This is a genomic window from Stenotrophomonas sp. YJH_SMC_57 (assembly GCF_059369755.1).
Map to the genome: position 1 here is coordinate 170,584 of NZ_JCAFSZ010000005.1, position 23,794 is coordinate 194,377.

Genomic DNA, 23,794 nt, shown 5'->3' on the forward strand with positions numbered 1-23,794 from the left:
GATGCGCCTGGTGCTGAAGCTGTTCCTGGGCTTCTTCCTGATCACCGGCATCGCCGCGTTCTTCGTGATGCGGGTGTTCGTCAATGAAGTGAAACCGGGTGTGCGCCAGGCGATGGAGTCGACCCTGGTCGATGCGGCGAATGTGCTGGCCGAGATGGCCGCCGCCGACGTCAAGGACGGCACCATCCGCAGCGGCGGCTTCACCCGCAACCTGGCCAAGGCGCGGCAGCGCGACCTGAAGGCGATGGTCTGGCGCTTCCCGAAGCGCTCGCTGGATTACCGGGTGACCATCACCGACGCCCGGGGCATCGTCATCTACGACTCGCTGGGCCGCGATCTGGGCCGCGACAACTCGCGCTGGAACGATGTCTACCGCACCCTGCGCGGCGAGTATGGCGCCCGTTCCAGCCCGGAGGTACCGGGCGAGGAAGGCGATACCGTGATGCACGTGGCGGCGCCGGTGTATGACCCGGCCGATGGGCGCACGCTGATCGGCGTGCTCAGCCTGGCCCAGCCCAACCGCAGCATCGATCCGTTCATCGCCGCCAGCCAGCGCGCCATCATCGAGCGCGGGGCCTGGCTGATCGGGCTGTCGGCGCTGGTCGGCGTGCTGGTGACGATGTGGCTGACCACCGGCTTGGGCCAGCTCAGCCGCTATGCCCGCGCGGTTACCGCCGGCGAACCGGTACCGCCGCCGCGCCGCCGCCGCGACGAGATCGGCGATCTCGGCCAGGCGCTGGAAACCATGCGCCGCAAGCTGGAAGGCAAGGCTTACGTCGAGCAGTACGTGCAATCACTGACGCACGAGATGAAGAGCCCGCTGGCGGCGATCCGCGGTGCCGCCGAGCTGCTGCAGGAACCACTGCCCGAGGCCGACCGCGTGCATTTCGCGCGCAGCATCGTCGACCAGCAGGAGCGGCTGACCGAGACCATCGACAAGCTGCTGGCGCTGGCCGAAGTGGAGCAGCATGGCTGGCTGCAGACCCGCGACCCGATCGCGTTGCCGGTGCTGCTGGCCGAGGCGGCGGCTGCGGCGCAGGTGCGCGCGCAGGCGGCGGGCGTACAGGTGCGCATCGGCAGCGCGCCCGACCTGTCCGTGCAGGGCGATGCCTACCTGCTGCGGCAGGCGCTGCACAACCTGATCGACAATGCCATCGCATTCTCGCCGGCCGGCGCGGAGATCGCGCTGCAGGCCGAGGTGGACGGTCAGGGCGTGCACCTGCAGGTGGCTGACCGCGGTGCGGGCATTCCGGACTATGCGCGCGATCGGGTGTTCGAGCGCTTCTATTCGTTGGCGCGCCCCGCCAGTGGACGGCGCAGCTCGGGCCTGGGCCTGCCGTTCGTGCAGGAGGTCGCGCGCCTGCATGACGGCCGTGCCAGCGTCGAGGTCCGTGACGGCGGCGGCACCGTGGCCAGCCTATGGTTGCCGTTGAGCGTGCCGGGCCAGCGCCCGCGGCGCTGACTTCACACTCGCTTCAAATTCGCCACAAACCCTGCTCACTGCAGCGGTCCATCCTGCAGCCCTCTCCAACGAGGATGGACCATGAAATCCCTGAAAATGCTGCTGCGGTTCGCCATTGTCGGCGGGCTGATCCTGCTGCTGCTGGTTCCACTGATGATGATCCGTGGGGTCATCACCGAGCGCAGCGCATACCGCGACGAGGCCTTTTCGCGGGTTGCCGACAGCCGCGCCGGGGTACAGCGCCTGGTCGGGCCGGTGCGGGTGGTGCCGTGGGTGGAGCGCCAGCAGGTCGAAGTGGTCGACGCCAAGGGCAACAAGAAGACCGAGGTGCAGGTCAGCGAAGGCCACTGGCTGCAGATGCCGGCCACGCTGGAAGTGGGCGGTGAGATGCTGCCGAGCCAGCGCGAAGTCGGCCTGTTCAAGGTGCCGGTGTACAGCTGGAACGGCCAGCTGAAGGCGACCTTCGCCGTCGACGACTACCCGGTGAAGGCCGGCCGCAGCTACGGACAGCCGTATGTGGCGCTGGGTGTCTCCGATGTGCGCGGGCTGGTCGGCACGCCCAACCTGCGCGTGGACGGAAAGCAGCTGCGGCTGCTGCCGGGCGTCGAAGCGGCCAGCGAAGTCGGTCGCGGCCTGCATGCGCCCGTGGCCGGGTTCGCCAGCGACCAGGGCGGCAGCCTGGCCGCCAGTACCGTCGAACTGGAATTGCGCCTGGACGGCAGCCGCATGCTGTCGGTGGTGCCGGTGGGCGATGACACCCGCATCGCGCTGCGTTCGAGCTGGCCGCATCCGTCGTTCAGTGGTGCATTCCTTCCCAACGAGCGGCGCGTCGATGCACAGGGCTTCGATGCACGCTGGGCGGTGTCCTCGCTGGCGTCCGACGCGCAGCGCCAGCTGCGCAGCGACGGCGCGATCGATTCGCAGGCGGTGACCGTGTCGCTGGTCGATCCGGTAGACACCTATACCCAGGCCGACCGCGCCTCGAAGTATGGCGTGCTGTTCGTGCTGCTCACCTTCGTCGGCTTCATCCTGTTCGAACTGATCAAGTCGCTGCGCATCCATCCGCTGCAGTACCTGATGGTGGGCCTGGCGCTGGCGATCTTCTTCCTGCTGCTGATCAGCCTGTCCGAGCACATCGCGTTCTGGAAGGCCTACCTGGTCTCGGCCGTGGCCTGCATCGGGCTGCAGGCGGTGTACCTGGCCAACGTGCTGGGCCACTGGAAGCGTGGCCTCGGCTTTGCCGCGCTGCTGACCGTGTTGTATGGCGCGCTGTATGGGCTGCTGGTGTCGGAGAACAACGCGCTGCTGATGGGCTCGCTGCTGCTGTTCGTGATCCTGGCGCTGGCGATGTGGGTGACCCGCCGGGTCGACTGGTACGCGCTTGGCGCGGAGCTGAAGTAAGGAGTTCGCCATGGGCTGGCGCCACGGATTGCGGCAACGGGCACGGCAGGGCATTCCGGCCCTGCTGGAAGTGGATGCACTGCTGCAGGCACATGGCGTGCTGGCTGCCCTGCCGGGGGCACGGATCGCCCCCGGCCTGGTCCGCTTCCAGCTGGCCGCGGTCACCTGCGAGGGATTGCAGGATCATGGGCTGGCGTGGCTGCAGGGCGCGCGGCAGGGACGCGGCGCGCTGGCGGGCAGGGTGCCGCGCTACCGGCCATGGAAGGCCGGAGCGGAAGCGCTGTGCGAGATCGGCATCGGCGGCCTGCCGGAGGACTGGCCGGCACACGCGGCGGTGTACGGCTGCAGCAGCATCGACCGGCGGCACTGGTTGCTGCTGCTGCCGGCGCGGGCGCAGCTGTGGCTGGGCTGGAGTGGATGAGGTGGCTTGGGAGATGCGAACCAACAACTTTCCTGTGTGGCCATTCTCCTGTGGGTGCGAACCAACCACTCTCCTGTGGGTGTGAACCTTGGTTCGCATGCTCCTGCCCATGACCGATGGGACGGTATCGCCGCGCCCCTGCTGGCTAGACTCGACGGGTTGATGATCGAGCCGAAGGGCAGGGGTGCGGCGTGTTGAAGTGGAGCGGGCTGAAGTGGGGCGTGCTGGCGGTAGCGCTGGCGATGGGTGGCAATGCAGGGGCGCAGCAGCGCGAGTCGGTGGACCTGGACATGGTCAGCCGCATCCGCCAGGAGGCCTTCCACCGTTCGCAGGTGATGGCTACCTTCAGCTACCTCACCGAACGCATCGGCCCGCGCCTGACCAATTCGCCGGCAATGGGCCGCGCCAACGCCTGGACCCGCGGCAAGTTCAACGATTGGAAGCTGGACAACGTCCACGACGAAGCCTTCGATGATTTCGGCCGTGGCTGGGAGTTCACCTCGGCCAGCGTGGAAATGCTGGGCGACCGCATCCAACCGCTGCATGCGCTGCCCAAGGCCTGGACACCGGGGACGAACGGCCCGGTCGAAGGTGAACTGGTGCAGGTCGCGATCAAGAAGCCCGAGGACATCGAGAAGTACCGCGGCAAGCTGCGTGGCAGGATCCTGCTGCTGGGTGAGGCGCGCGAGTACAAGCGCGGCACCGAGCCCGATTCGCATCGGCACGACGCCACCTCGCTGGAGGGCCTGCAGGAATTCACCCTGCCCAAGGACAAGGACGCCACCGCCGAGCGCGCCAAGCGGGTCAAGGAGTACCAGGAGCGGCAGACGCTGGCGAGCAAGGTCAATGCGTTCTTCGTCGAAGAAGGCGCGCTGGCCTCGATCAGCATCAGCAGCTGGGACAACGGCATCATCCGGGTTGCCGGTGGTGGGTCGCGCAAGGCCGGCGAATCGGTGGGCATCCCGGAACTGGCGATGATCAGCGAGCACTTCAACCCGCTGGTGCGCGCGCTGGAGGCCAAGCAGACCGTGCGCCTGCGCGTGGACGTGGCCGCACGTTTCACCGATGAAGCCGACCAGCCCGGTTACAACACGCTGGCCGAGATCCGCGGCAGCAGCAAGCCCGATGAGGTGGTGATGATCGGCGCGCATATGGATTCGTGGCACAGCGGCACCGGCGCGGCCGACAACGCCGCCGGCGTGGCGGTGATGATGGAGGCGATGCGCATCCTCAAGGCCACCGGTGCCAAGCCGAAGCGGACCATCCGCGTGGCGCTGTGGAGTGGCGAGGAGCAGGGCCTGATCGGCTCGCAGGCCTATGTGGCCAGGCACTTCGGCCAGTTCCCGGAGCCCACCGACGCGGCGCAGAAGGCCTTGCCGGCCTCGCTGCGCGAGCCGACCGGTGCGCTGCGCAAGACCCGCGACTACAGCAAGTTCCAGGTCTACTTCAACATGGACAACGGCTCGGGCCGCTTCCGTGGCATCTATGCGCAGGAGAACCTGGCGGCGATGCCGATCTTCGAAGCCTGGCTGGCGCCGTTCCATGACGTGGGCGCCACTACCGTGGCCACCCGCAACACCGGCAGCACCGACCACATCAGCTTCGACCGCATCGGCCTGCCGGGCTTCCAGTTCATCCAGGACCGTCTGGACTACTTCACCAATGTCCACCACAGCCATCTGGACACCTGGGACCACGCCGAACCGGAAGACCTGAAGCAGGCCGCGGCCATCGTCGCCTCGTTCGCCTACAACGCCGCCATGCGCGAGCAGCCGTTCCCGCGCAAGGCTGAACCATAGAAGGGGACGGAGGGGATTAAGTCGTTTCTCCCCTCCGCTTTCCGCCCGTCGCCGCATCGGCTCGGCAATCGCGACTTAATCCCCTCCGTCCCCTTTTTCCGTCGGGGGCGGTGGGCTGGTAAAATCGGGGGATTCCCGTTCCTCGAGCCCTCCATGACCTGCCGCACCCGCTTCGCCCCCAGTCCCACCGGCTACCTGCACATCGGTGGTGCCCGCACTGCGTTGTACTGCTGGCTGGAGGCCCGCCACCGTGGCGGCGAGTTCGTGCTGCGCATCGAGGACACCGACCGTGAACGCAGCACCCAGGGCGCGATCGACGCCATCCTGGAGGCAATGGAGTGGCTGGGCCTGGATTACGACGAGGGCCCGATCTACCAGACCGACCGCGTGGCCCGTTACCAGGAAGTGGCCGAGCAGCTGATCGCCAACGGCAAGGCGTACTACGCCTACGAAACCCGCGAAGAGCTCGATGCCATGCGCGAAGCCGCCATGGCCAGGCAGGAAAAGCCGCGCTACAACGGTGCCGCGCGCGAGTTGGGCCTGCCGTACAAGGATGACCCGAACCGCGTCATCCGCTTCAAGAACCCGCTGGAAGGCACGGTGGTGTTCGACGACCTGATCAAGGGCCGCATCGAGATCGCCAACAGCGAGCTGGATGACATGGTCATCTTCCGCCCGGACGGCTTCCCCACCTACAACTTCGCGGTGGTGGTGGACGACTGGGACATGGGCATCACCGAGGTCATCCGCGGCGACGACCACATCAACAACACTCCGCGCCAGATCAATCTGTACGAAGGCATCGGTGCTCCGGTACCGAAGTTCGGCCACATGCCGATGATCCTGGACGAGCAGGGCGCCAAGCTGTCCAAGCGCACCGGTGCGGCCGACGTGATGCAGTACAAGGACGCCGGCTACCTGCCCGACGCGCTGCTCAGCTACCTGGCCCGCCTGGGCTGGTCGCACGGTGACCAGGAGCTGTTCAGCCGCCAGGAGCTGATCGACCTGTTCGACGTGAAGGACTGCAATTCCAAGGCCTCGCGCCTGGACATGGCCAAGCTGGGCTGGGTCAACCAGCAGTTCCTGAAGAGCGAAGCCCCCGCGGCGGTCGCCCCGCACCTGGTCCATCAGCTGCAGAAGCTGGGCCTGGACCTGGCCGCCGGCCCGGCGCCGGAGGACGTGGTGTTCGCCCTGCGTGACCGCGTGCAGACCCTGAAGGACATGGCCGAGAGCGCGGTGGTCTGGTACCAGCCGTTGACCGTCTACGACGAAGCGGCGGTGGCCAAGCACTTCAAGGCCGGTGCCGAGGTGGCGCTGGGCAAGGCCCGCGAACTGCTGGCAGCGCTGCCGGCATGGACCGCCGAAGCGGTCGGCGTGGCCCTGCACGACACCGCGGCTGCGCTGGAAATCGGCATGGGCAAGGTCGCCCAGCCGCTGCGCGTGGCGATCACCGGCACCCAGGTCAGCCCTGACATTTCCCAGACCGTGTACCTGGCCGGCCGCGAGCAGGCCTTGAAACGCATCGATGTGGCCATCACCAAGGTAGCAACGGCCTGAGGCATCCTTGCCAGGCCCGAACCGGAGAACACGCATGCCCGCCAAGACCGCCACTGCCTGTACCGCCCCGCACCACCACGTCCACGACGCATCGGATTTCGTGGCGGTGGTCGAGCGTGTCTCGCGCGAACGCGGGCTGCGCCTGACCCCGATCCGCGCCAACGTACTGAAGCTGATCGCCGAGGCCGGCAAGCCGGTCAAGGCCTACGAGCTGCTGGAATGGGTGCGCAACGGCAAGGGCGTGGGCGCCGATGCCCCGCCCACCGTGTACCGCGCGCTGGACTTCCTGATGGCCAACGGCTTCGTGCACAAGCTGGAATCGGTCAATGCCTTCGTGGCCTGCCATCACCCCAGCAGCGCGGCGCATTCGGTGCCGTTCCTGATCTGCAACAGCTGCCACAGCGCGGTGGAACTGGAAGACCGCGAAATCGTCACCCAGCTGGAAAAGCGCGCCAAGGAGCTGGGATTCCAGCCGCAGGCACAGACCCTGGAAGTGCACGGGCTCTGCGCCCGCTGCGCGGGGTAACGCAACGGTAGTGCCGGCCGCTGGCCGGCATAGGAGCGGGGTCGGATCCATTCGCCATTGGCAAAGGGATCTGACCCCGTTTCATATCGCGCAACCGGGCCTGTACCCTAGTCCATCGGCTTGGTCGCGGTATCCACCCGCACGATCACCGACATGCCCGGCCGCAGCTGTGCTGCCAGCTTCTGCTCCCCGTCGATCCTGATACGTACCGGCAGCCGCTGCACCACCTTGGTGAAGTTGCCGCTGGCGTTGTCCGGGCGCAGCACGCTGAACTCCGACCCGGTGGCGGGCGCGATCTCCTCCACGCGGCCGCTCAGCACCTGGCCGTGGAAGGCGTCCACCGAGAACGAGGCAGGCTGGCCGATCGCCATCTGCCAGGTCTGGCCTTCCTTGTAGTTGGCGACCACCCACAGCGTGTCAGGCACCAGGAACAGCAGCTGCGAACCGGCGGCCACATACTGGCCCACGCGCACGCTGGCCTCGCTGATCTGGCCATCGCGCGGTGCGTGGATCACCGTATTGGCCAGGTCGATGCGGGCCAGTTCCAGCTGGGCCTGCGCACTCTCCACCTGCGCTTCCAGGCTCTTGCGTGCCACCTGGGTCGATACCAACGTTTCCTCGGCAATGCGGATCTGCGCCTGCGCCTGCTGCACGCTGGCCTGCGCCGAGGCCTGGCTGGTACGGAACTTGTCGCGGTCATTGATCGACACCAGCTGCTGCGCGGCCAGTTCCTCGTAACGCCGGGCCTCGTTGCGCGAGCGCTGCAGTTCGGCCTGGCCCGCCGACAGCGTGGCGTGTGCCGAAGCGATCTGCGCACGGTTCTGCGCCTGCGACTGGTCCGAGTTGGCCAGCGCCGCGCGCGCGCTGTCCAGCGTGGCCTGGGCCTGCGAAACGCGCTGTGCGTAGATGCGGTCATCAATGCGCAGCAGCGGTTCGCCCTTCTTCACATGCTGGAAGTCCTTCACCAGCACCTCGGTCACGTAGCCGTTCACCTGCGGCGCCATCACCGTGATCTGCCCGCGCACATAGGCGTTGTCGGTCACCATCACGCTGCTGGTGAACGGCCACAGGTGCCAGGCACGCAGGATCAGCGCGATCCCCAGCAACGCCACCACCACCATCACCACCACGCTGCGCGCGCTGGGCTTGAGGTATTTCGGCGCGGCCGCCGGCGCCGCGGGTGTGGGCGCAGGCGCCGCATCGGTCGGTGGCGGCGGGGTGACGTTGTCGGCGTCGATGTCGTCGGGGCGGGGCGGGACGGGGGGCATGGCGATCAACTCAACGGGGCGCGGCCGGCGTGGCCGCAGCAGGGGACGTGGGGTGGCGCTTGCGCCATTGCTTGAGCACGGCGGTACGCAGCGACAGCAGCAGCAACCAGCACAGGAAGCCGATGGCCAGCCAGCCGCTCAGGGTGAACACATCATTGAAGCCGCGCACATTGGCTTCGCGGCGTGTGATCTGCGCCAGCTGCGCGCTGCCCTGCGCGCTGCGCAGGACCGGATCGGTGATCTGCGCGCTGTACAGCTGCTGCTGCACGCGCAGGCGCTGCGCGACCACCGGGTCGGCCGGATCGAGCTGGCTGGTCAACGCGCTGGAGTACAGCTGCTCGCGATGCAGCTGGAAGGTGCCGAGTACCGCCGAACCGGCCAGGCCGCCCAGGGTCTGGGTGATCGACAGCGTGACCAGGAAGGTGATCATGTGGTCCACGCCCTGTTTCAGCGCGGCGGAGATGCCGAGCATGATCAGCGGGCCCATGAACATGCCGGCGCCGACCGAGGCCAGGAACTGGCTGACGTAGAAGTCGTGCGGCCGGTCCAGGCTGGTGCGGTGCTGGTCGAAGAAGGCGGCGGTGCCCAGCAGCAGGATCGCCATCAGCAACTGGGCGATCAGCCGCTTCGGCCCGAACGTCAGTGCCGCCGCCGCGATGCCGGTGATCACGCCGGCCAGGATCACGCCGAACAGCGGTCGCAGCTGGTCCGGGCCCATGCCCAGCGTGCGCATCAGGTTGACCACGCCGTAGGACTGCTCGGTGGTCAGGAAGCGGATCAGGAACGCGCCGACGATGAAGTGCAGCACCGGCAGGCTGGCCAGCCAGCGCGTCTGCAGCAGCGGATTGCGGCGGTAGTGTTCGATGATGAAGGCGGTGGTGGACAACGCGATGGAGGCGACCAGTGCCCACCCCAGCCACGGCGTATCCAGCCACCAGCGCGTATAGCCCTGTGCCAGCACGATCACCAGCAGGGCAACGGCAGGGGCGAGCAGGGCGAAGGTGAGGAAGTCCATCGGCTCGAAGGCCTTGATCTGGATGCCGGGCGGCAGCTTCAGCACCACCACCGCCGCGAACGCGCACAGGGCGAGGCCGGCTTCGAACGAATAGAGCTGGTGCCACTGGCCGGTATCGACCAGGCCCGGCGAGACGATCCAGGCAATCGGCACCGCCAGCTGCGAAAGGCCCACACCCACCACCAGCAGGTTGCCGGTGAAGCGGCGCGGCAGCGCCTGCAGCATGTACAGCGTGCCCAGTGTCGAGCATGCGGCGCCGGCGAAGCCACTGGCGGCGCGGGTCAGCAGGGTGGTCTCGAAACTGCCGACAAACAGATGCAGCACCGCCAGCGCTGCGTACAGGCCCAGGCCGATCTCGGCGAACAGGCGGATGCCGTACTGCTGGCGGAACTTGAAGGCCAGCAGGTTGGCGGTGACATTGACCATCGCGTAGGCCGCCACCAGCCAGCTGCCCTGGGTCGGCGTCAGTGCCAGCTGGCCCTGCAGGAATGGCAGGTTGGCGGTGACCAGCGCATTGCCGAGGCCACCGGTGATCGCCACCAGCAGCGATACCAGCGCGTAGGCCACGCGTCGATAGGGCGGATGCCAGGGCATCGACGCCGAACCGGGCATGGTCGGCTTCTCGTGCTCCTCCCAATCCGGAACCGGCTTCAGATACGGCTGGACCATCAGCGCGCCTCGCTGGGTTCTCCCTGGAGGCCGCCGCGCAGCAGCTGCAGGGCTCGCCCGGCCAACTGGGCGCGCTCGTCGCGGGTCTTGCCGCGCAGGGCTGCGCCCAGCATGCCCGAGATCAGTGAAATATCCGTCTTCTCCAGGTCGGCGCGGCACAGGCCGGCGGCCTTGGCACGGGCGATCGGCGCTTCCAGCAGGTCACGCACGGTCTCGCGCGCGGTCCGCATGGCCGGCACGTCCGAATCCACCGCACGCCAGTAATCGGCGAGGGCAGGCGAATCGATGATGCGCTGGGCCATGCCCTCGAACACCTCGAACAGGGCGTCGTCGCGGTCGCCGAGCTGCTCGACCTGGCGCCGGATGCGGTCGACCGTACGCTGCAGCAGCGCCTGGATCAGCGCAGTGCGGTCGGGGAAGTTGCGGTAGAGGGTGGCGCGACCCACCTGTGCGCGTTCGACCACCAGGTCCAACGGAGCGGTGACGCCATGCTGGCCAAACACATGGTCGGCGGCGTCGAGGATGAGGGCACGGCGGGCAGCGGCATCGGCACGTTGGGCGGTCATGGGTTCATTTTCGGACATTAATGTCCGTTTGGCGAGACATTGAGTGACGGGATTGTCCGTTTGTTGTCGTACGCACATCTTTGTGACGCTTGCGTGATGGTGTTGGCGGAAATGAAAACGGGGGCCCGAAGGCCCCCGTTGGAGATGCTGTAGATCCACGCCAGGCGTGGATGGTGGAGGTTCAGAGCCCTTTCCTGCGCAATGGGCTCCGACCCCGCCGTGCGCGATCAGAAGAACGCGCGGATGCCGAAAGCGACGCCACGACCCGGCAGCGGCGAGTAGTCGCGCAGCAGCGAGGTATGCGGGCGCACTTCGCGGTTGGTCAGGTTGCTGCCATCCAGGAACACCTCGTAGCTGTTGCTGGCGTTGCGATCCCAACGGTAGGCCAGGTGCGCATCGACCAGGGTGTAGCCGTTGCTCGGTTCCTCGTTCTGCGCGACGTCCTTCTGGCGGCTGTAACGCACCGCGCCGACCGACGCGCGCCAGCCATCCTTCGACCAGCGCAGGTCGGCACCGACGCGGGCCGGAGCGATGCGCGGCAGGTAGCCGGTGTTGGCCAGTTCCACCGTGTAGTTGTGGTTGTGGTCGCCGTGCGGCACGGCGATGTCGAGGTTGCGGCTGCCGCTGCCATCCAGCTTGGCCTTCACGTAATCGCCGAACAGGCGCAGGTCCCAATCACCGGCACCGCCTTCGAACAGGTGCACCAGCGCTTCGGCCTCGGCGCCGCGGAACACCGCGTCCTGCTGGGTCCAGGCACGGACCGGCAGCCCTTCGGTAACGCCGGTGTCGGCCAGGTAGATGAAGTCCTTGAACTTGGTCTGGTAGACCGATGCGGAGAAGTCCAGGCGGTCACTGTGGGTGTGGATGCCAAGCTCGATGCGCTGGCCGCGCTCGGTCTTCAGGTTGGCATCACCGATTTCCAGCGAACGGGTGGCGATGTGTGCGCCAGCGGCGTACAGCTCTTCATTGGTCGGCGCACGCTCGGAACTGTCCACGCCAATGCGCAGGTCCACCGCGTCGTTGAGCTTCCAGATGCCCGCCGCGGACAGGTTGGTGGCGCCAAAGGTGCGGCGACGGTAGTCACCGGTCGGGTCCAGCTTGACCTGGTCGTGGCGACCGCCCAGTTCCAGCTTGAACGGGCCGAACTGCTTTTCCTGCAGCACGAACAGGCCGATGTTCCTGGTGCCCGTATCCGGAACGAAGGCTTCTTCGCCCTTGGCGCCGAAATCACTGTTGCCGAACTGCAGGCCGAAGGCGCCGTCCCAGCCACCGATCTGCTGCTGCACCGCTTCCAGGCGCGCTTCAATGCCACGGTTGGTGAAGCGGGTCGACGGCGTACCAGCCTCCAGCTCCACGTGCTCGTAGTCGGTGTAGGCCACGCGCGCGTTGATATTCTTCAGGAACGAGACCGGGTCGTAGATGCCGGCCTTGGTCTCGAAGCGGTTCTGCACCATGTCGATGCGCACGTCATGCTCATCGCCGCCTTCCTCTTCATCGCCGTGGTCGTGGCCGTGGTCATGGCCATGATCATCACCGTCGGCGTGCACGTGCGCGCCATTGGGAATGCCGTAGTTGGTGCGATAGGTGCTGGCCGATACGCCGAAGTAACCACCGTCGCCCAGCCACGTTGCACCGACGCCACCAGCGCGGGTGCGGATCGAGCTGTTGTCCAGGCGGCCACGGCGCGGTTCTTCGCCCTCGGCCGCATCGTGGTCATGATCGTGGTCGTGGTCGTGGTGATCTTCCAGGCTGTCGATCACCGCGTAACCCGGGATGCGGTAGTCGTCGCCATTGCGCACCAGGCCGTCCACATGCAGCACGACGTTGCCGCTGACACCATCGAGGCGGAACATGCCGCTGCGTTCGTTGTTCACCGAATTGCCGCGCAGTTCGGCACGGCCGCTGAGCGGACGCTCCGGCAGTTCGCGCGCGATGCGGCCATCGACCACGTTGACCGCACCACCGATGGCGCCGCTGCCGAACAGCAGCGTGGCCGGCCCCTTCAGCACTTCGATCTGGTCGGCCAGGAACGGCTCGATGCTGGTGGCATGGTCGGCGCTGACCGTGGAGGCATCCATGTTGCCCATGCCGTTGGACAGCACCGCAACGCGCGGGCCTTCCTGGCCGCGGATGATCGGGCGGCCGACGCCGGGGCCGAAGAACGTGCTCTGTACGCCGGGCAGCTTGGCCACGGTATCGCCGAGGGTGCCGGCCTTCTGCTCGTCCAGGCGTTCTCCGGCGAGAACCTCGACCGGGCGCGCCAGCGATTCGGCATCGCCCTGCAGCGGCGATGCGGTGACCTGGACCGACGACAGCTCGGTCAGGTGGCGGTCACGATGGACGCTGTCCTGGCCGGCAGCAAAGGCGACGGACGGCAGCAGGGCAGCGAGGGCCAGGGCCAGGGAATGCGGCTTGAGCCGAGGGGTGTGGGCGGGCATGGACAGGTCCTTTGTTACAATGTATCAATCGCGGGGCGCACGAATCCCGTCGATGGGACAGGGGGAGGGAAACCGTGCGGGTCGGGAACGGATGTTATATTATTCCATAACGATTCGCCGACCCTGCTGGAAGTCATGTCCCTGTCCTCACGCCTGCGCCACCTGCTCGACCGATTCGGCGCCACTGGTTCGATGCTGTGCGCGGTGCATTGCGCGGTGATCCCCGTGCTGCTGGCGGCGGCGCCTTCGCTGGGCCTGTCGTTCTGGTTGAGCGACGGCGTGGAGCAGGCGCTGGTGGTGTTCGTGACCCTGCTCGGGCTGTTCAGCCTGGTATGGGGCTATCGCCGGCATGGCGCGCTGCGCGCGCTGGGTTTCCTGATTCCAGGCCTGGTCGCGCTGTGGGCCGGCGTGCTGTACGACCCGCTGCATCACAACGCGGTGCCGCATGCGGTGGTGATGACCATCGGTGGTCTGCTGGTGGGTGTCGCGCACCTGGTCAACCTGCGCCTCAACCACGGCCACGTGCACGACGCCAGCTGCGCGCACTAGGCGCTCCGTGATAGGATTTCCGATCGTGCGCGGGGGCGCCCAGCAAGGCGGCCCCGCCGAACCCGTGTCAGTACGGGGTAACCAGATTTCACACTTGAGGAGTTGAAGACATGGGTAAGGGTGACCGCAAGACCGCCAAGGGCAAGCGCTACAACGCCAGCTACGGCAACGCCCGTTCGCACACCGCGAGCAAGGTCGCCGTAGGCGCCGCCGCCCCGGTTGCCAAGAAGACCGTGGCCAAGGCTCCGGCGAAGAAGGCTGTGGCGAAGAAGGCTGTCGCCAAGGCCTGATCCGGCCGACCGACCGCTTCAAGGAAAAACGCGGCGCCTGGCGCCGCGTTTTTTTATCCCTGTTCGCCGAGCCGGGCGTGGGCCCGGCTCTACGGCGGCGTCAGCGCAGGGTCTGTTTCAGCGTTTCCGGGTTGCCGTCGTTCGGCGCGGCCGGCACCTGCAGCAGATGTGCCAGCAGCGGGTAGACATCGACGTTGTCGAAGCCATCGATCACCAGGCCCTGGCGGAATGACGGGCCGCTGGCGACGAACACCGCACGCATGGACGGCAGGGCGTTGTCGTAGCCATGCGAACCGCGATCCTGCTTGGTGCGCTTGGCGATCCGGTCCCGATGCAGTGCATCCCAGCCTTCGTCCATGGCGCAGACGATCGGCGGCACCCGCGGGTGCGTACCGTAGTGCCAGCGCGGCGGCAGGTTTTCCTTCTTCCAGCATTGGTAGTGCGCGTGGCGGCCGAGCAGGGCGCGTTCGGCGTCGGCTTCGCGACCGGCGACCGGTGCGAAGCCCACCGACTGGCCCTGGCTGACGTTGCGCGCGATGGCCGGATCGGCCATCGATTCGGTGGCGATCACGTGGCCGTCGGCGACGCTGGCCATGCCATGGTCGGACACCACGATCACGTTGGTTGTCGACGCCAGCCCGCGCTGCTGCAGTCCATCCAGCACCTGGCCGACGATCTGGTCGGCGCGCACGATGGCGTCGGCATACTGCTTGGAGTCCGGGCCGTAGTGGTGGCCGGCCTTGTCCACGTGCTCCATGTACAGCGTGGTCAGGCGCGGCGCATCGGCGTCGGTCTGCGCCAGCCAGTCAAGCACGATGCCGGCACGCTGTTCCAGCGGTTCCTGGCCGTCGTAGATGCGCCACTGGCTCGGGCGCACCCCGCGGATTTCCGACTCGCTGCCCGGCCACGAGGTGGTGGCTGAACGCACGCCGGCGTTCTCGGCGCCGACCCAGATCGGCTCGCCGCCCCACCACGCGCTGGTAGTGACCGCCTCGCGGTTGCTCAGTTCGAAACGGCCCAGTGCCTCGTCGTCCATGCTGTTGTTGACGATGCCGTGGTGGTCCGGGCGCAGGCCGGTGACGATGGTGTAGTGGTTGGGGAAGGTGAGCGACGGATAGGACGGGGTCATCCAGCGTGCACGCACGCCGCCGTCGATCAGCCGCTGCAGGTTCGGGGTCAGGCCGCGATCAAGCGCGTCGGCGCGCAGGCCGTCGATGGAGATCAGCAGCAGCTTCGGCGGCGCAGCCGCAGCGACGGGCGTGGGAACGGAGGCGGAAGGGGCGGGCGCGGTGGTGCAGGCGGCCAGGGGCAGCAGCAGCGCCAGCGCGCAGGTCAGGCGTACGGAAGTCATCCACGCATGATAAGCCGCCGCAATGACCAAGCCGAGACACGTTGCACCCACCGCCACCCGTGGTCCCATCCGGGGTCAGATCCCTTTTCCTTTGGAAAAGGGATCTGACCCCGGAGTTCAGGCGAACAGCGGCGCCTGGCGTTGTTCCAGTCGCAGCAGTGCGGCCTTGGTTTCCAGGCCGCCGCCGAACCCGGTCAGTGCGCCGTTGCTGCCGATCACGCGATGGCAGGGCAGAATGATCGGCAACGGGTTGCGGCCGTTGGCGGCGCCCACCGCGCGCGTTGCGCTGGGCTGTCCCAGGTGCTGCGCCAGCTGCAGGTAACTCCAGGTCTGCCCGAACGGGATCAGCGCCAGCGCCTGCCACACGCGCAGCTGGAACGGCGTGCCGCGCGGTGCCAGTTCCAGATCGAAGCTGCTGCGTTCGCCGTGCAGGAACTGCAGCAGCTGCTCGCGGGCTTCCGGCAGCGCATCCGGCGCGTAGTGCCAGTCGTCGCGGCCACGCGCCGGATGGCGGTTTTCCGGGAACAGCACATGCGCAAGTCCGCGCTCGTCACCGGCGATGGTCAGCACGCCGATCGGGCTGTCGAAACGGTCGAACAACAGGGTCATGTCGGTTCTCCAACGAAAGTGCCGGACAGGTGCCACAGGTGCAGCACGGCATACGCGCGCCACGGCCGCCAGGGTTGCGAGCGTGCTTCGGTCGCACGCTCGCTCAGGCGCTGGCCCTGCGCATGGCCGAGGACCTGCTGCAGCACCAGGTCGCCGGCGGGGAAGGCATCAGGCTGGCCGAGACCCCGCAGGGCGATGTACTGCGCGGTCCACGGGCCGATGCCAGGCAATGCCACGCAGCGGGTGACGAACTCTTCCAGCGCCTGGCCAGGCCCAAAATCGAGCTGGCCGCTGGCGCAGGCGGCTGCCAGCGCGCGCACCGTGGCGGCACGGCTGCGCGGCAGGCCGATCGATTCCAGCGGTGCCTCGGCCAGTACCTCGGGTGCGGGGAACTGGCGATCGAAGTCTGACGGCATGCCCGGCAGGTGCGCGCCGAAGGCATCCACCAGCCGCCGCGCGAACGTGGTGGCCGCAGCGACGCTGACCTGCTGGCCGAGCACCGCGCGCACGCCCACTTCGAATCCATCCCAGCCGCCCGGAACACGCAGCCCGGGGCGTTCGGCGATGCCGCGCGCCAGCAGCGGTTCTTCGCCCAGTGCGGCGTGCACCTGCTGCAGGTCGGCATCCAGGTCGAACACGCGGCGCACGCGGCGCACGATATCCGGAATCAGGCGCGGATCGACGGCGCTCAGCTGCAGGTGCAGTTCCGGCCGTTTCGGATCGGCGGTGACGCGCAGCAGGGTGGGCCGCTCAGGCGTGCCCAGCACGCGCTGGTAGCTGTCTTCGCCGATCAGTTCGATGCCGGGCAGGCTGCGCTTGCGCAGGAAGGCCAGCATGCGTGGGAAGTCCAGCGGTGGCCGGTAGGCAAGGCGCAGCACCAGTCCTCCCTCATCGGCGGCGAGGGGTTGGTGCTGGCGGCGCAGCGCGGTGGGGGCCATGCCGCATCCCTGCAGGAACGCGGTATTGAAGCGGCGCAGGCTGTTGTAGCCGGCGGCCAGCGCGACGTCGGTCACCGGCAGCGTGGTTTCGGTCAACAGCTGCTTGGCCAGCAGCAGGCGATGGGTGGCATGGATCTGTCCGGGTGTCGCGCCCAGGTGTTCGACGAACAGGCGTTGCAGCTGGCGTGCACTGAGTCCGATCTTCTCTGCGAGGTCTGCCACCGGTTGTTCCTGCAGGAAGCCCCCCTGGATCAGGGCCAGGGCGCGCTGCACGGTCTGCCCGGCGAGTGCCTGCTGCGCCTGGGGGGCCAGTTCCGGACGGCAGCGCAGGCACGGCCGGTAGCCGGCCGCAGCGGCTGCAGCGGCGGTCGGGTAATAGGTGATGTTGCGCGGCTTCGGTGGTGGCGCCGGGCACACCGGGCGGCAGTAGATGCCGGTGCTGCGCACGGCGGTGAAGAACACGCCGTCGAAGCGTGCGTCGCGGGCCAGGCGGGCGCGGTCGCAGGCGGCGGTGTCGAGGGCGAGGGTGGTGTCCATGACGCCAGTCTAGGCGGGTGCGGGCGGGGATACTCGCCGGATTCGGACATGGATGCTGGAGAGGGTTCTGGCAGGGCCGCGCCCTGCACCCGCAGAATCAACGCAACGGCTGAAGCAACGGCAAAAGCTGGTTTCCTGCGGGATGGCGGGGTGGATCCGGTTGAGGGGGACGCCGTAAACCCATCCATGGGGGCTTGGTCGCGGCATCCATGCCGCTCACACCCCCTCAACCGGACCCACCCCGCCTTCGACAGGTTCCTGCGATCTGCCGGAACAGTGTTCTGCGCTGCTGTTGGTGGGTGTCGACCTTGGTCGACACGCTTTCCCAAGGGTCAGAAGGGGTTCAGTGCCGCGCGCTGAATGCGCGCGCTGGAAAGGTAGACTGTGGCCCTTGCTTCCCTGAAGACCGGTTGCCCGATGTCCGCCAAACTCCGCTGGTTGCCCCTGTTGTGCCTGGCCCTGGCGGGCTGCAGCAAGCTGGAGAATCCGGGCAATGTGACCGCCGCTGACAAGGCGGCGCGCGCGCCGGCCAGCGATGGCGAGAACATGGTGTCGATCAATGCGGCCGACGCGCCGCTGCCGCCGCCAGCGCCGCGCAGCCGGGCCGATCGGCCGTGGCCACAGGCGCAGCTGGAGAACGGTCGCGCGTGGGTCAGCTGCAGCACCGAGTACGCCGGCGAGGCCGGCGATGGCGCCGAGCTGGAAGGCCTGCAGCGCGATCAGATCAGCCAGGCGCTGGCGCCGTGTACCGAGCGTGGCCTGATGCGCGTGCGCTATTCCGGAAAGATCAATCCGGGCTTCGCCGAGATGATGTGGCGGCTGGCCGTGGTTGCCGATGAGCAGAAGATCCACAAGCGCATCCTCGATCTGGATTCCAGCGGCGGCCAGGTGGAATCGGCGATCGTGGCCGGTGACAGCATCGGCGAATCGGGCTGGACCATCTGGGTGCGCGAGGGCTCGATCTGCCACAGCGCCTGCGTGTTCGTGCTGGCTGCCGGCGACAACCGCCTGCTGTCAGGCAAGGTCGGCATCCACCGCATGATGCGCATCAGTTCCAAGGCCACCTCGCGCGCCGAACTCAACCGCGAACTGCACGAGGTCTACGACAACGTGAAGGACTACCTGCAGCGCAACGGCGTGGCGGTAGGCGTGGCCGATCTGATGATGACCGTGCCCAACCGCAGCCTGCGCCTGCTGACCCCCGACGAGCTGCGCCAGTACGGCCTGGATGGCACCAACGCGGTTCAGGACGACCTGGAGCGGATCAAGCAGATGCGGGCCTGCGGTGATGATTTCGTACAGCGCAAGGATGCGTTCCTGATCGCTTTCGACCAGCAGTGCAAGCGCGAAGGCGCTGACATGGAATCGATCAACAGCTGTGGCCAGGCACTGAAGCAGCGCTTCGGTTTCCCGGATGCGGTGTGTCCCGAAGAGAGCCCGTTGTCGGAGATCGATGTGGCTACGCTGCCGCCGGCACCGTCCGAGCCGCCGCCGGTGGCCGAGCAGTTGCCGACGGACGCCGGAAAGCCTGCCGCGCAGGCCGACGCTGCGGTGGTCGAGGGCAGCGCCCACGCGCGCTGACGAACAGCTCACTGTGCTGGCGTAGACTGCGGTTCTTTCCCGGTAACCGGCGGTGTCCATGAAGCGCGTGCTCCTGCTGCTGTCCCTGATGCCCTTCACTGCGTTGGCGCAGGTGCCTGCGCCGGCCACGCCCGCTCCTGCACCCGCGCGCCCGGCGCCGGCATCGCCAGCGGCCGCGAAGCCGGCCACGGCCGGTGCCCCGGCGTTGACCGCCGCGCAGCAGGCGCAGGTGCAGAAGCAGGACGCGGAAATGGGCGCGGCCGCAGTGAAGGCGGCGCAGCTGGTCGATGCCAATCGTGCCGGCGAATTGTGGGAAGGCGCCTCCGCCGTCGCGCGACGTGCGGTGCCCAAGGCGGCCTTCGTCAGCCAGCTGACCACCGAGCGCACGCGGTTGGGGGCGATGGCCGGCCGCGGCCAGCCGACCATCACCCGGGTCAAGTACGGCGCCGGTGCCGCCGTGCCCGAGGGCCTTTACATCAACGTCAGCTTCCCGACCCGCTTTGCCAACAGCGCGCAGCCGGTACGCGAACTGGTGTCGTTCCGTTTCGACGAGGACCAGGTGTGGCGCCTGGCCGGTTACAGCCTGCGTGCATCGGCACCCTGAGGAGCGCAATGATGGCAACTGAACTGACGATGCTGGCCTGGTCGGTGCTGCTGGGCTTTGTCTACATCTTCGCTACCTCCACCGTGGTCACCCGCGAGCGCGGCCTGAAGTGGAATGCCTCGGCGCGTGATGGCGAGGCCCGGCCGCTCAGTGCGCTGGCCGGCCGCCTGCAGCGGGCCCAGGCCAACTTCCTGGAGACCTTCCCGTTCTTCGCCGTCGCCGCGATCGCGGTGGTGCTGGCCGGGCGCGGCAACGACACCACCGCATTGGCCGCACAGGCGTACTTCTGGGCGCGGGTGGTCTATCTGCCGCTGTATGCCGCCGGGGTGCCCTATGTGCGCAGCCTGGTCTGGGCGGTATCGCTGCTGGCCATCCTGGCGCTGGTGTTCGCGTTGTTGTGAGCCGGGCCTGATCCAGATCAAGGCCGGTCAGCTGCGTGGCGCTATGCTGGCGCGGACTGGATCAACGGCAGGAGGCGCGCATGCGCAGGATGGACGTGGTGGTGGTCGGCGCGGGCCCGGCGGGCCTGTGCTTCGCACGCGCGCTGGCCGGTAGTGGCCTGCAGGTCGGGCTGGTGGACGTGCAGCCGCGCCAGGTACTGGCCGAGGCGGCCTTTGATGGTCGCGAGATCGCGCTGACCCATGCCTCGCGGCAGAGCCTGGAGCAGCTGGGGCTGTGGCAGCGCCTGGCGCAGGCCGAAGTGGCCGAGCTGCGCGATGCAAGGGTGATGAACGGCGGCTCGCCGTTCGCGCTGACCTTCGCCAGCAGCCAGGTCGACGGCCAGCCGCTGGGCTGGCTGGTGCCCAACCATCTGATCCGCCGCGCCGCATGGGATGCCGTGCAGGGCCAGGACGGACTGGAGCTGTTCGATGGCCGCAAGGTGCTCGGCGTGCAGGCCGATGCGCAGGGCCACGTGGTTACGCTGGACGATGGCAGCAAGCTGCATGCGCGGCTGCTGGTGGCCGCCGACAGCCGCTTTTCGGCAACCCGTCGCATGCTCGGCATCGGCGCGCAGATGCGCGACTTCGGCAAGTCGATGCTGGTCTGCCGCATGCAGGTCGAGCGCGATCATCACCACACTGCGTGGGAGTGGTTCGGCTATGGCCGCACCATGGCGTTGCTGCCGCTCAACGAGGGCCAGGCATCGGCGGTGATCACGCTGCCGCCGCGGCAGATCGAGGAACTGCTGGCGATGGACGAGGTGGCGTTCGGTGAGGCCATCAGTGCCTGCTTCGAGCACCGCTTGGGCCGGATGCAGCCGGTGGCCACGCCGCAGGCGTATCCGCTGGTAGGGGTGTACGCGCACCGGTTCGTGGGCGAGCGCTCGGCGCTGGTCGGCGATGCGGCGGTGGGCATGCACCCGGTCACCGCGCATGGCTTCAACCTGGGCCTGGCCAGCGCACAGCGGCTGGCGCAGGGCATCGTCGCGCAGCAGCGGCGTGGTGCCGACATCGCGGCCGACGGAATGTTGGCCCGCTACCAGCGTGGCCATCGACTGGCGTCGCGGCCGCTGTACGAGGCCACCAATGCGATCGCCAGCCTGTACACCGACGATCGCCGTCCGGCGCGGCTGTTGCGTGCGGCCGGCCTGCGCGTGGCGCAGGGCGTGGCGCCGTTCAGGCAATTGATCGCCTCGCACCTGACCCAGCGCGTGGCCTGAACGGGTTCAGATCAACCGGCAGCCAGCACGCGGATCTGGCTGTCGGCGAATTCGACCACCTGGCCCGCGCGGATCTTGCAGGCCTTGCGCAGTTCAACCTCGCCGTCGACCAATACCTGGCCTTCGCTGATGACCATCTTGGCCTCGCCGCCGCTGGTGACCAGGTCGGCCAGCTTGAGCAGCTGCTTGAGTTCGACGTAGTCGCCGTCGAGGTCGAATTCGAGAATCTGCATGGAGCGGGGTTCCTGGGAAGAGGGCGCAGGCCAGCGGCCAGGCCGGGGGAAGAGGGCGCGTATTGTGCGCCAGCACCGGGCATGACGGCACGCGCCTGGAAAGCTGTACGCCTCGTTCAGGATCAATGCGGTATCATTCCGCTCTGAGCGAGTGAAATCTCCTCCGACCGAGCAGCGCCAGGGCACGCGATAAGAAGGGCGCCCAAAGCGCGGACCATCCCTTTTTTATCGCACTGCCAGAACGACGGCAGTGCCTTCGGAGTTCCCCATGTCCCAAGATTCCCAAGCGCCGCTGCAGTTTGCGCAGCTCGGCCTGTCCGAGCCCGTGATGCAGGCGGTCACCGCCATCGGCTACGAAACCCCGTCGCCGATCCAGGCCGCCACCATCCCGGCGATGCTGGAAGGCCGCGACGTGCTGGGCCAGGCCCAGACCGGCACCGGCAAGACCGCAGCGTTCGCACTGCCGGTACTGTCCAACATCGACCTGCAGCAGATCAAGCCCCAGGCCCTGGTTCTGGCACCGACCCGCGAACTGGCCATCCAGGTCGCCGAGGCGTTCCAGTCGTATTCGTCGAAGATCCCGGGCTTCCGCGTGCTGCCGGTGTACGGCGGCCAGCCCTATGGCCAGCAGCTGTCGGCGCTGCGCCGCGGCGTGCACATCGTGGTCGGTACCCCCGGCCGCGTGATCGATCACCTGGACCGCAGCACCCTGGACCTGTCCGAGCTGAAGACGCTGGTGCTGGACGAAGCCGATGAAATGCTGCGCATGGGCTTCATCGATGACGTCGAGGCCGTGCTGAAGAAGCTGCCGGAACAGCGCCAGGTTGCGCTGTTCTCGGCCACCATGCCGCCGCAGATCCGCCGCATCGCGCAGACCTACCTGCAGGACCCGGTGGAAGTGACCATCGCGGCCAAGACCACCACCTCGGCCAACATCCGCCAGCGTTACTGGTGGGTGAGCGGCATGCACAAGCTGGACGCGCTGACCCGCATCCTGGAAGTCGAGCCGTTCGATGCGATGATCATCTTCGCCCGCACCAAGGCCGGCACCGAAGAACTGGCCAGCAAGCTGCAGGCCCGTGGCCTGGCCGCGGCCGCGATCAACGGTGACATGCAGCAGGCCCAGCGGGAGCGCACCATCGCCATGCTGAAGGAAGGCAAGCTGGACATCCTGGTTGCGACCGACGTGGCCGCCCGCGGCCTGGACGTGGAACGCATCAGCCACGTGCTGAACTACGACATCCCGTACGACACCGAAAGCTACGTGCACCGCATCGGCCGTACCGGCCGTGCCGGCCGCAGCGGTGAGGCGATCCTGTTCGCCACCCCGCGCGAGAAGGGCATGCTGCGCCAGATCGAGCGCGCCACTCGCCAGCCGATCGAAGAAATGCAGCTGCCGAGCGTGGAAGCGGTCAACGACACCCGCATCAACAAGTTCACCTCGCGCATCAGCGAAACCCTCGGCGCCGGCGGCCTGGACTTCTACCGCCAGCTGCTGGAGCGCTTCGAGAACGAGCAGAACGTGCCGGCCATCGAAGTGGCCGCCGCGTTGGCCAAGATGCTGCAGGGTGACACCCCGTTCCTGCTGCAGCCGCCGGTGCGTGCGCCGCGCGAAGAGCGTGCGCCGCGCGAGCGCTTCGACCGTGGCGACCGCCCGGAGCGTGGTGATCGCTTCGACCGCAACGATCGCGGCCCGCGCTTCGAGCGTGGCCCGCGTCGTGACGATGCCGAAGGTGGTTTCGAGCAGCGCCCGCGCCGTGAGGTTCCGCCGCGTGGCGCGCCGGAGCAGGGCATGGAGACCTACCGTATTTCGGTCGGCCACCAGCACGGGGTGAAGCCGGCCAACATCGTCGGCGCCATCGCCAACGAAGCGGGCCTGGAAAGCCGCTTCATCGGCCGCATCGACATCCACGACGATTTCTCGCTGCTGGACCTGCCGGCACAGATGCCGCCGGACGTGCTGTCGCACCTGCAGAAGGTCTGGGTGTCCGGCCAGCAGCTGCAGATGCGTGCACTGGCGCCGGGTGAAGACACCAACCCGGCCCCGCGTCCGTTCAAGCCGCGCTTCGACAAGCGTGGCCCGGGCGGCCCGGGTGGCCCGCGTCGTGGCGGCCCGGGTGGTCCGGGTGGTCACGGTGGCGACCGCGGCGGTGACCGCGACAGCCGCCCGCCGCGTCGTGACGGCTTCAAGCCGCGCGGCCCGCGCAGCTACTGAGCCGCACAGCAGCCCTGACAGCGCCAGCCTTCGGGCTGGCGTTGCCCGTTCCGGGCCTGCAAAAAGGGGACGGAGGGGATTAAGTCGTAAATGGCAGGCCAGGTG

The 23,794-nt window shown here is 67.9% G+C and carries 21 protein-coding genes; 13 read left to right on the forward strand and 8 right to left on the reverse strand.

Annotated elements, in window-relative coordinates; translation table 11 throughout:
- The first annotated feature begins 1 nt into the window (after position 1).
- The 6 genes from creC (at position 2) to AC5P7U_RS08250 (ending at position 7,166) form a co-directional block, all read left to right on the forward strand.
- Complete coding sequence (creC, locus tag AC5P7U_RS08225; RefSeq protein WP_006426003.1) at positions 2–1,462, forward strand: two-component system sensor histidine kinase CreC; 1,461 nt, start codon at positions 2–4, stop codon at positions 1,460–1,462.
- Positions 1,463–1,543: 81 nt separating this feature from the next.
- Positions 1,544–2,863: a cell envelope integrity protein CreD gene (creD, locus tag AC5P7U_RS08230; RefSeq protein WP_006426004.1), complete on the forward strand. Its 1,320-nt coding sequence runs from the start codon at positions 1,544–1,546 to the stop codon at positions 2,861–2,863.
- A gap of 10 nt (positions 2,864–2,873) precedes the next feature.
- Complete coding sequence (locus AC5P7U_RS08235; protein WP_006426005.1) at positions 2,874–3,284, forward strand: hypothetical protein; 411 nt, start codon at positions 2,874–2,876, stop codon at positions 3,282–3,284.
- Positions 3,285–3,526: 242 nt separating this feature from the next.
- A complete protein-coding gene (locus AC5P7U_RS08240; protein ID WP_197563134.1) occupies positions 3,527–5,083 on the forward strand; it encodes a M20/M25/M40 family metallo-hydrolase in 1,557 nt (518 codons plus the stop codon).
- A 153-nt stretch (positions 5,084–5,236) separates the two neighbouring features.
- A complete protein-coding gene (gene gltX / locus AC5P7U_RS08245; protein WP_006426024.1) occupies positions 5,237–6,640 on the forward strand; it encodes a glutamate--tRNA ligase in 1,404 nt (467 codons plus the stop codon).
- A 34-nt stretch (positions 6,641–6,674) separates the two neighbouring features.
- Positions 6,675–7,166: a Fur family transcriptional regulator gene (locus tag AC5P7U_RS08250; RefSeq protein ID WP_004150412.1), complete on the forward strand. Its 492-nt coding sequence runs from the start codon at positions 6,675–6,677 to the stop codon at positions 7,164–7,166.
- A gap of 107 nt (positions 7,167–7,273) precedes the next feature.
- Here AC5P7U_RS08250 and AC5P7U_RS08255 read toward each other — a convergent pair whose 3' ends face one another.
- From AC5P7U_RS08255 to AC5P7U_RS08270, 4 genes are all read right to left on the reverse strand, one after another.
- Entirely contained in the window at positions 7,274–8,434 is a 1,161-nt protein-coding gene (locus AC5P7U_RS08255; RefSeq protein WP_006426026.1) for an HlyD family secretion protein, read from the reverse strand.
- A gap of 10 nt (positions 8,435–8,444) precedes the next feature.
- On the reverse strand, positions 8,445–10,118 hold the full coding sequence (locus AC5P7U_RS08260) for an MFS transporter (protein WP_006426028.1): 1,674 nt from the start codon (positions 10,116–10,118) through the stop codon (positions 8,445–8,447).
- Positions 10,118–10,684, reverse strand: coding sequence for a TetR/AcrR family transcriptional regulator (locus AC5P7U_RS08265; protein ID WP_049458880.1), 567 nt, complete (start codon positions 10,682–10,684; stop codon positions 10,118–10,120). The genes AC5P7U_RS08260 and AC5P7U_RS08265 overlap by 1 nt, the downstream gene beginning before the upstream one ends.
- Before the next feature lie 227 nt (positions 10,685–10,911).
- The gene (locus AC5P7U_RS08270) at positions 10,912–13,122 is read right to left on the reverse strand and encodes a TonB-dependent receptor (RefSeq protein ID WP_006426032.1); all 2,211 of its coding nucleotides are present in this window, start codon (positions 13,120–13,122) and stop codon (positions 10,912–10,914) included.
- Between the two features lie 135 nt (positions 13,123–13,257).
- On the opposite strand from AC5P7U_RS08270, the gene AC5P7U_RS08275 reads away from it, so the two are divergent.
- Both AC5P7U_RS08275 and AC5P7U_RS08280 read left to right on the forward strand, forming a co-directional pair.
- Positions 13,258–13,671: a MerC domain-containing protein gene (locus AC5P7U_RS08275; RefSeq protein ID WP_008264835.1), complete on the forward strand. Its 414-nt coding sequence runs from the start codon at positions 13,258–13,260 to the stop codon at positions 13,669–13,671.
- Positions 13,672–13,781: 110 nt separating this feature from the next.
- Positions 13,782–13,961, forward strand: a complete 180-nt coding sequence (locus AC5P7U_RS08280) for a 30S ribosomal protein THX (protein WP_004150462.1) — start codon at positions 13,782–13,784, stop codon at positions 13,959–13,961.
- 100 nt (positions 13,962–14,061) lie between these two features.
- Here the strand turns inward: AC5P7U_RS08280 and AC5P7U_RS08285 are convergent, their stop codons facing one another.
- The 3 genes from AC5P7U_RS08285 to AC5P7U_RS08295 all read right to left on the reverse strand — a co-directional run bounded on the left by AC5P7U_RS08285 (position 14,062) and on the right by AC5P7U_RS08295 (position 17,396).
- On the reverse strand, positions 14,062–15,312 hold the full coding sequence (locus AC5P7U_RS08285; protein ID WP_197563130.1) for an alkaline phosphatase family protein: 1,251 nt from the start codon (positions 15,310–15,312) through the stop codon (positions 14,062–14,064).
- 117 nt (positions 15,313–15,429) lie between these two features.
- Positions 15,430–15,921 carry a methylated-DNA--[protein]-cysteine S-methyltransferase gene (locus AC5P7U_RS08290; protein ID WP_006426103.1) on the reverse strand — a complete coding sequence of 164 codons (492 nt, stop codon included), beginning with the start codon at positions 15,919–15,921 and terminating at the stop codon, positions 15,430–15,432.
- Positions 15,918–17,396, reverse strand: coding sequence for a DNA-3-methyladenine glycosylase 2 (locus AC5P7U_RS08295; protein ID WP_197563128.1), 1,479 nt, complete (start codon positions 17,394–17,396; stop codon positions 15,918–15,920). The genes AC5P7U_RS08290 and AC5P7U_RS08295 overlap by 4 nt, the downstream gene beginning before the upstream one ends.
- A gap of 417 nt (positions 17,397–17,813) precedes the next feature.
- On the opposite strand from AC5P7U_RS08295, the gene AC5P7U_RS08300 reads away from it, so the two are divergent.
- The 4 genes from AC5P7U_RS08300 (at position 17,814) to ubiM (ending at position 21,241) form a co-directional block, all read left to right on the forward strand.
- Positions 17,814–18,977, forward strand: coding sequence for a COG3904 family protein (locus tag AC5P7U_RS08300; RefSeq protein ID WP_197563126.1), 1,164 nt, complete (start codon positions 17,814–17,816; stop codon positions 18,975–18,977).
- A 58-nt stretch (positions 18,978–19,035) separates the two neighbouring features.
- Positions 19,036–19,581, forward strand: a complete 546-nt coding sequence (locus AC5P7U_RS08305; RefSeq protein WP_164087909.1) for a DUF4019 domain-containing protein — start codon at positions 19,036–19,038, stop codon at positions 19,579–19,581.
- Positions 19,582–19,592: 11 nt separating this feature from the next.
- Entirely contained in the window at positions 19,593–19,982 is a 390-nt protein-coding gene (locus AC5P7U_RS08310) for an MAPEG family protein (protein ID WP_197563124.1), read from the forward strand.
- Between the two features lie 80 nt (positions 19,983–20,062).
- Positions 20,063–21,241 carry a 5-demethoxyubiquinol-8 5-hydroxylase UbiM gene (gene ubiM, locus AC5P7U_RS08315; protein WP_197563122.1) on the forward strand — a complete coding sequence of 393 codons (1,179 nt, stop codon included), beginning with the start codon at positions 20,063–20,065 and terminating at the stop codon, positions 21,239–21,241.
- Between the two features lie 11 nt (positions 21,242–21,252).
- Here the strand turns inward: ubiM and AC5P7U_RS08320 are convergent, their stop codons facing one another.
- Positions 21,253–21,474 (reverse strand): RNA-binding S4 domain-containing protein, encoded by a 222-nt coding sequence (locus AC5P7U_RS08320; RefSeq protein WP_006426190.1) that lies wholly within the window; start codon positions 21,472–21,474, stop codon positions 21,253–21,255.
- A 268-nt stretch (positions 21,475–21,742) separates the two neighbouring features.
- Between AC5P7U_RS08320 and AC5P7U_RS08325 the strand changes: the two genes are divergently transcribed.
- The gene (locus tag AC5P7U_RS08325) at positions 21,743–23,689 is read left to right on the forward strand and encodes a DEAD/DEAH box helicase (protein ID WP_197563120.1); all 1,947 of its coding nucleotides are present in this window, start codon (positions 21,743–21,745) and stop codon (positions 23,687–23,689) included.
- The last annotated feature ends 105 nt before the right edge of the window (positions 23,690–23,794 follow it).

What these genes read in the sequence shown, in the direction of transcription:
- creC (WP_006426003.1), top strand. Translation starts at nt 2, where the DNA reads ATGCGCCTGGTGCTGAAGCTGTTCCTGGGCTTCTTCCTGATCACCGGC.
- creD (WP_006426004.1), top strand. Translation starts at nt 1,544, where the DNA reads ATGAAATCCCTGAAAATGCTGCTGCGGTTCGCCATTGTCGGCGGGCTG.
- AC5P7U_RS08235 (WP_006426005.1), top strand. Translation starts at nt 2,874, where the DNA reads ATGGGCTGGCGCCACGGATTGCGGCAACGGGCACGGCAGGGCATTCCG.
- AC5P7U_RS08240 (WP_197563134.1), top strand. Translation starts at nt 3,527, where the DNA reads ATGGGTGGCAATGCAGGGGCGCAGCAGCGCGAGTCGGTGGACCTGGAC.
- gltX (WP_006426024.1), top strand. Translation starts at nt 5,237, where the DNA reads ATGACCTGCCGCACCCGCTTCGCCCCCAGTCCCACCGGCTACCTGCAC.
- AC5P7U_RS08250 (WP_004150412.1), top strand. Translation starts at nt 6,675, where the DNA reads ATGCCCGCCAAGACCGCCACTGCCTGTACCGCCCCGCACCACCACGTC.
- AC5P7U_RS08255 (WP_006426026.1), bottom strand. Translation starts at nt 8,434, where the DNA reads ATGCCCCCCGTCCCGCCCCGCCCCGACGACATCGACGCCGACAACGTC.
- AC5P7U_RS08260 (WP_006426028.1), bottom strand. Translation starts at nt 10,118, where the DNA reads ATGGTCCAGCCGTATCTGAAGCCGGTTCCGGATTGGGAGGAGCACGAG.
- AC5P7U_RS08265 (WP_049458880.1), bottom strand. Translation starts at nt 10,684, where the DNA reads ATGACCGCCCAACGTGCCGATGCCGCTGCCCGCCGTGCCCTCATCCTC.
- AC5P7U_RS08270 (WP_006426032.1), bottom strand. Translation starts at nt 13,122, where the DNA reads ATGCCCGCCCACACCCCTCGGCTCAAGCCGCATTCCCTGGCCCTGGCC.
- AC5P7U_RS08275 (WP_008264835.1), top strand. Translation starts at nt 13,258, where the DNA reads ATGTCCCTGTCCTCACGCCTGCGCCACCTGCTCGACCGATTCGGCGCC.
- AC5P7U_RS08280 (WP_004150462.1), top strand. Translation starts at nt 13,782, where the DNA reads ATGGGTAAGGGTGACCGCAAGACCGCCAAGGGCAAGCGCTACAACGCC.
- AC5P7U_RS08285 (WP_197563130.1), bottom strand. Translation starts at nt 15,312, where the DNA reads ATGACTTCCGTACGCCTGACCTGCGCGCTGGCGCTGCTGCTGCCCCTG.
- AC5P7U_RS08290 (WP_006426103.1), bottom strand. Translation starts at nt 15,921, where the DNA reads ATGACCCTGTTGTTCGACCGTTTCGACAGCCCGATCGGCGTGCTGACC.
- AC5P7U_RS08295 (WP_197563128.1), bottom strand. Translation starts at nt 17,396, where the DNA reads ATGGACACCACCCTCGCCCTCGACACCGCCGCCTGCGACCGCGCCCGC.
- AC5P7U_RS08300 (WP_197563126.1), top strand. Translation starts at nt 17,814, where the DNA reads ATGTCCGCCAAACTCCGCTGGTTGCCCCTGTTGTGCCTGGCCCTGGCG.
- AC5P7U_RS08305 (WP_164087909.1), top strand. Translation starts at nt 19,036, where the DNA reads ATGAAGCGCGTGCTCCTGCTGCTGTCCCTGATGCCCTTCACTGCGTTG.
- AC5P7U_RS08310 (WP_197563124.1), top strand. Translation starts at nt 19,593, where the DNA reads ATGGCAACTGAACTGACGATGCTGGCCTGGTCGGTGCTGCTGGGCTTT.
- ubiM (WP_197563122.1), top strand. Translation starts at nt 20,063, where the DNA reads ATGCGCAGGATGGACGTGGTGGTGGTCGGCGCGGGCCCGGCGGGCCTG.
- AC5P7U_RS08320 (WP_006426190.1), bottom strand. Translation starts at nt 21,474, where the DNA reads ATGCAGATTCTCGAATTCGACCTCGACGGCGACTACGTCGAACTCAAG.
- AC5P7U_RS08325 (WP_197563120.1), top strand. Translation starts at nt 21,743, where the DNA reads ATGTCCCAAGATTCCCAAGCGCCGCTGCAGTTTGCGCAGCTCGGCCTG.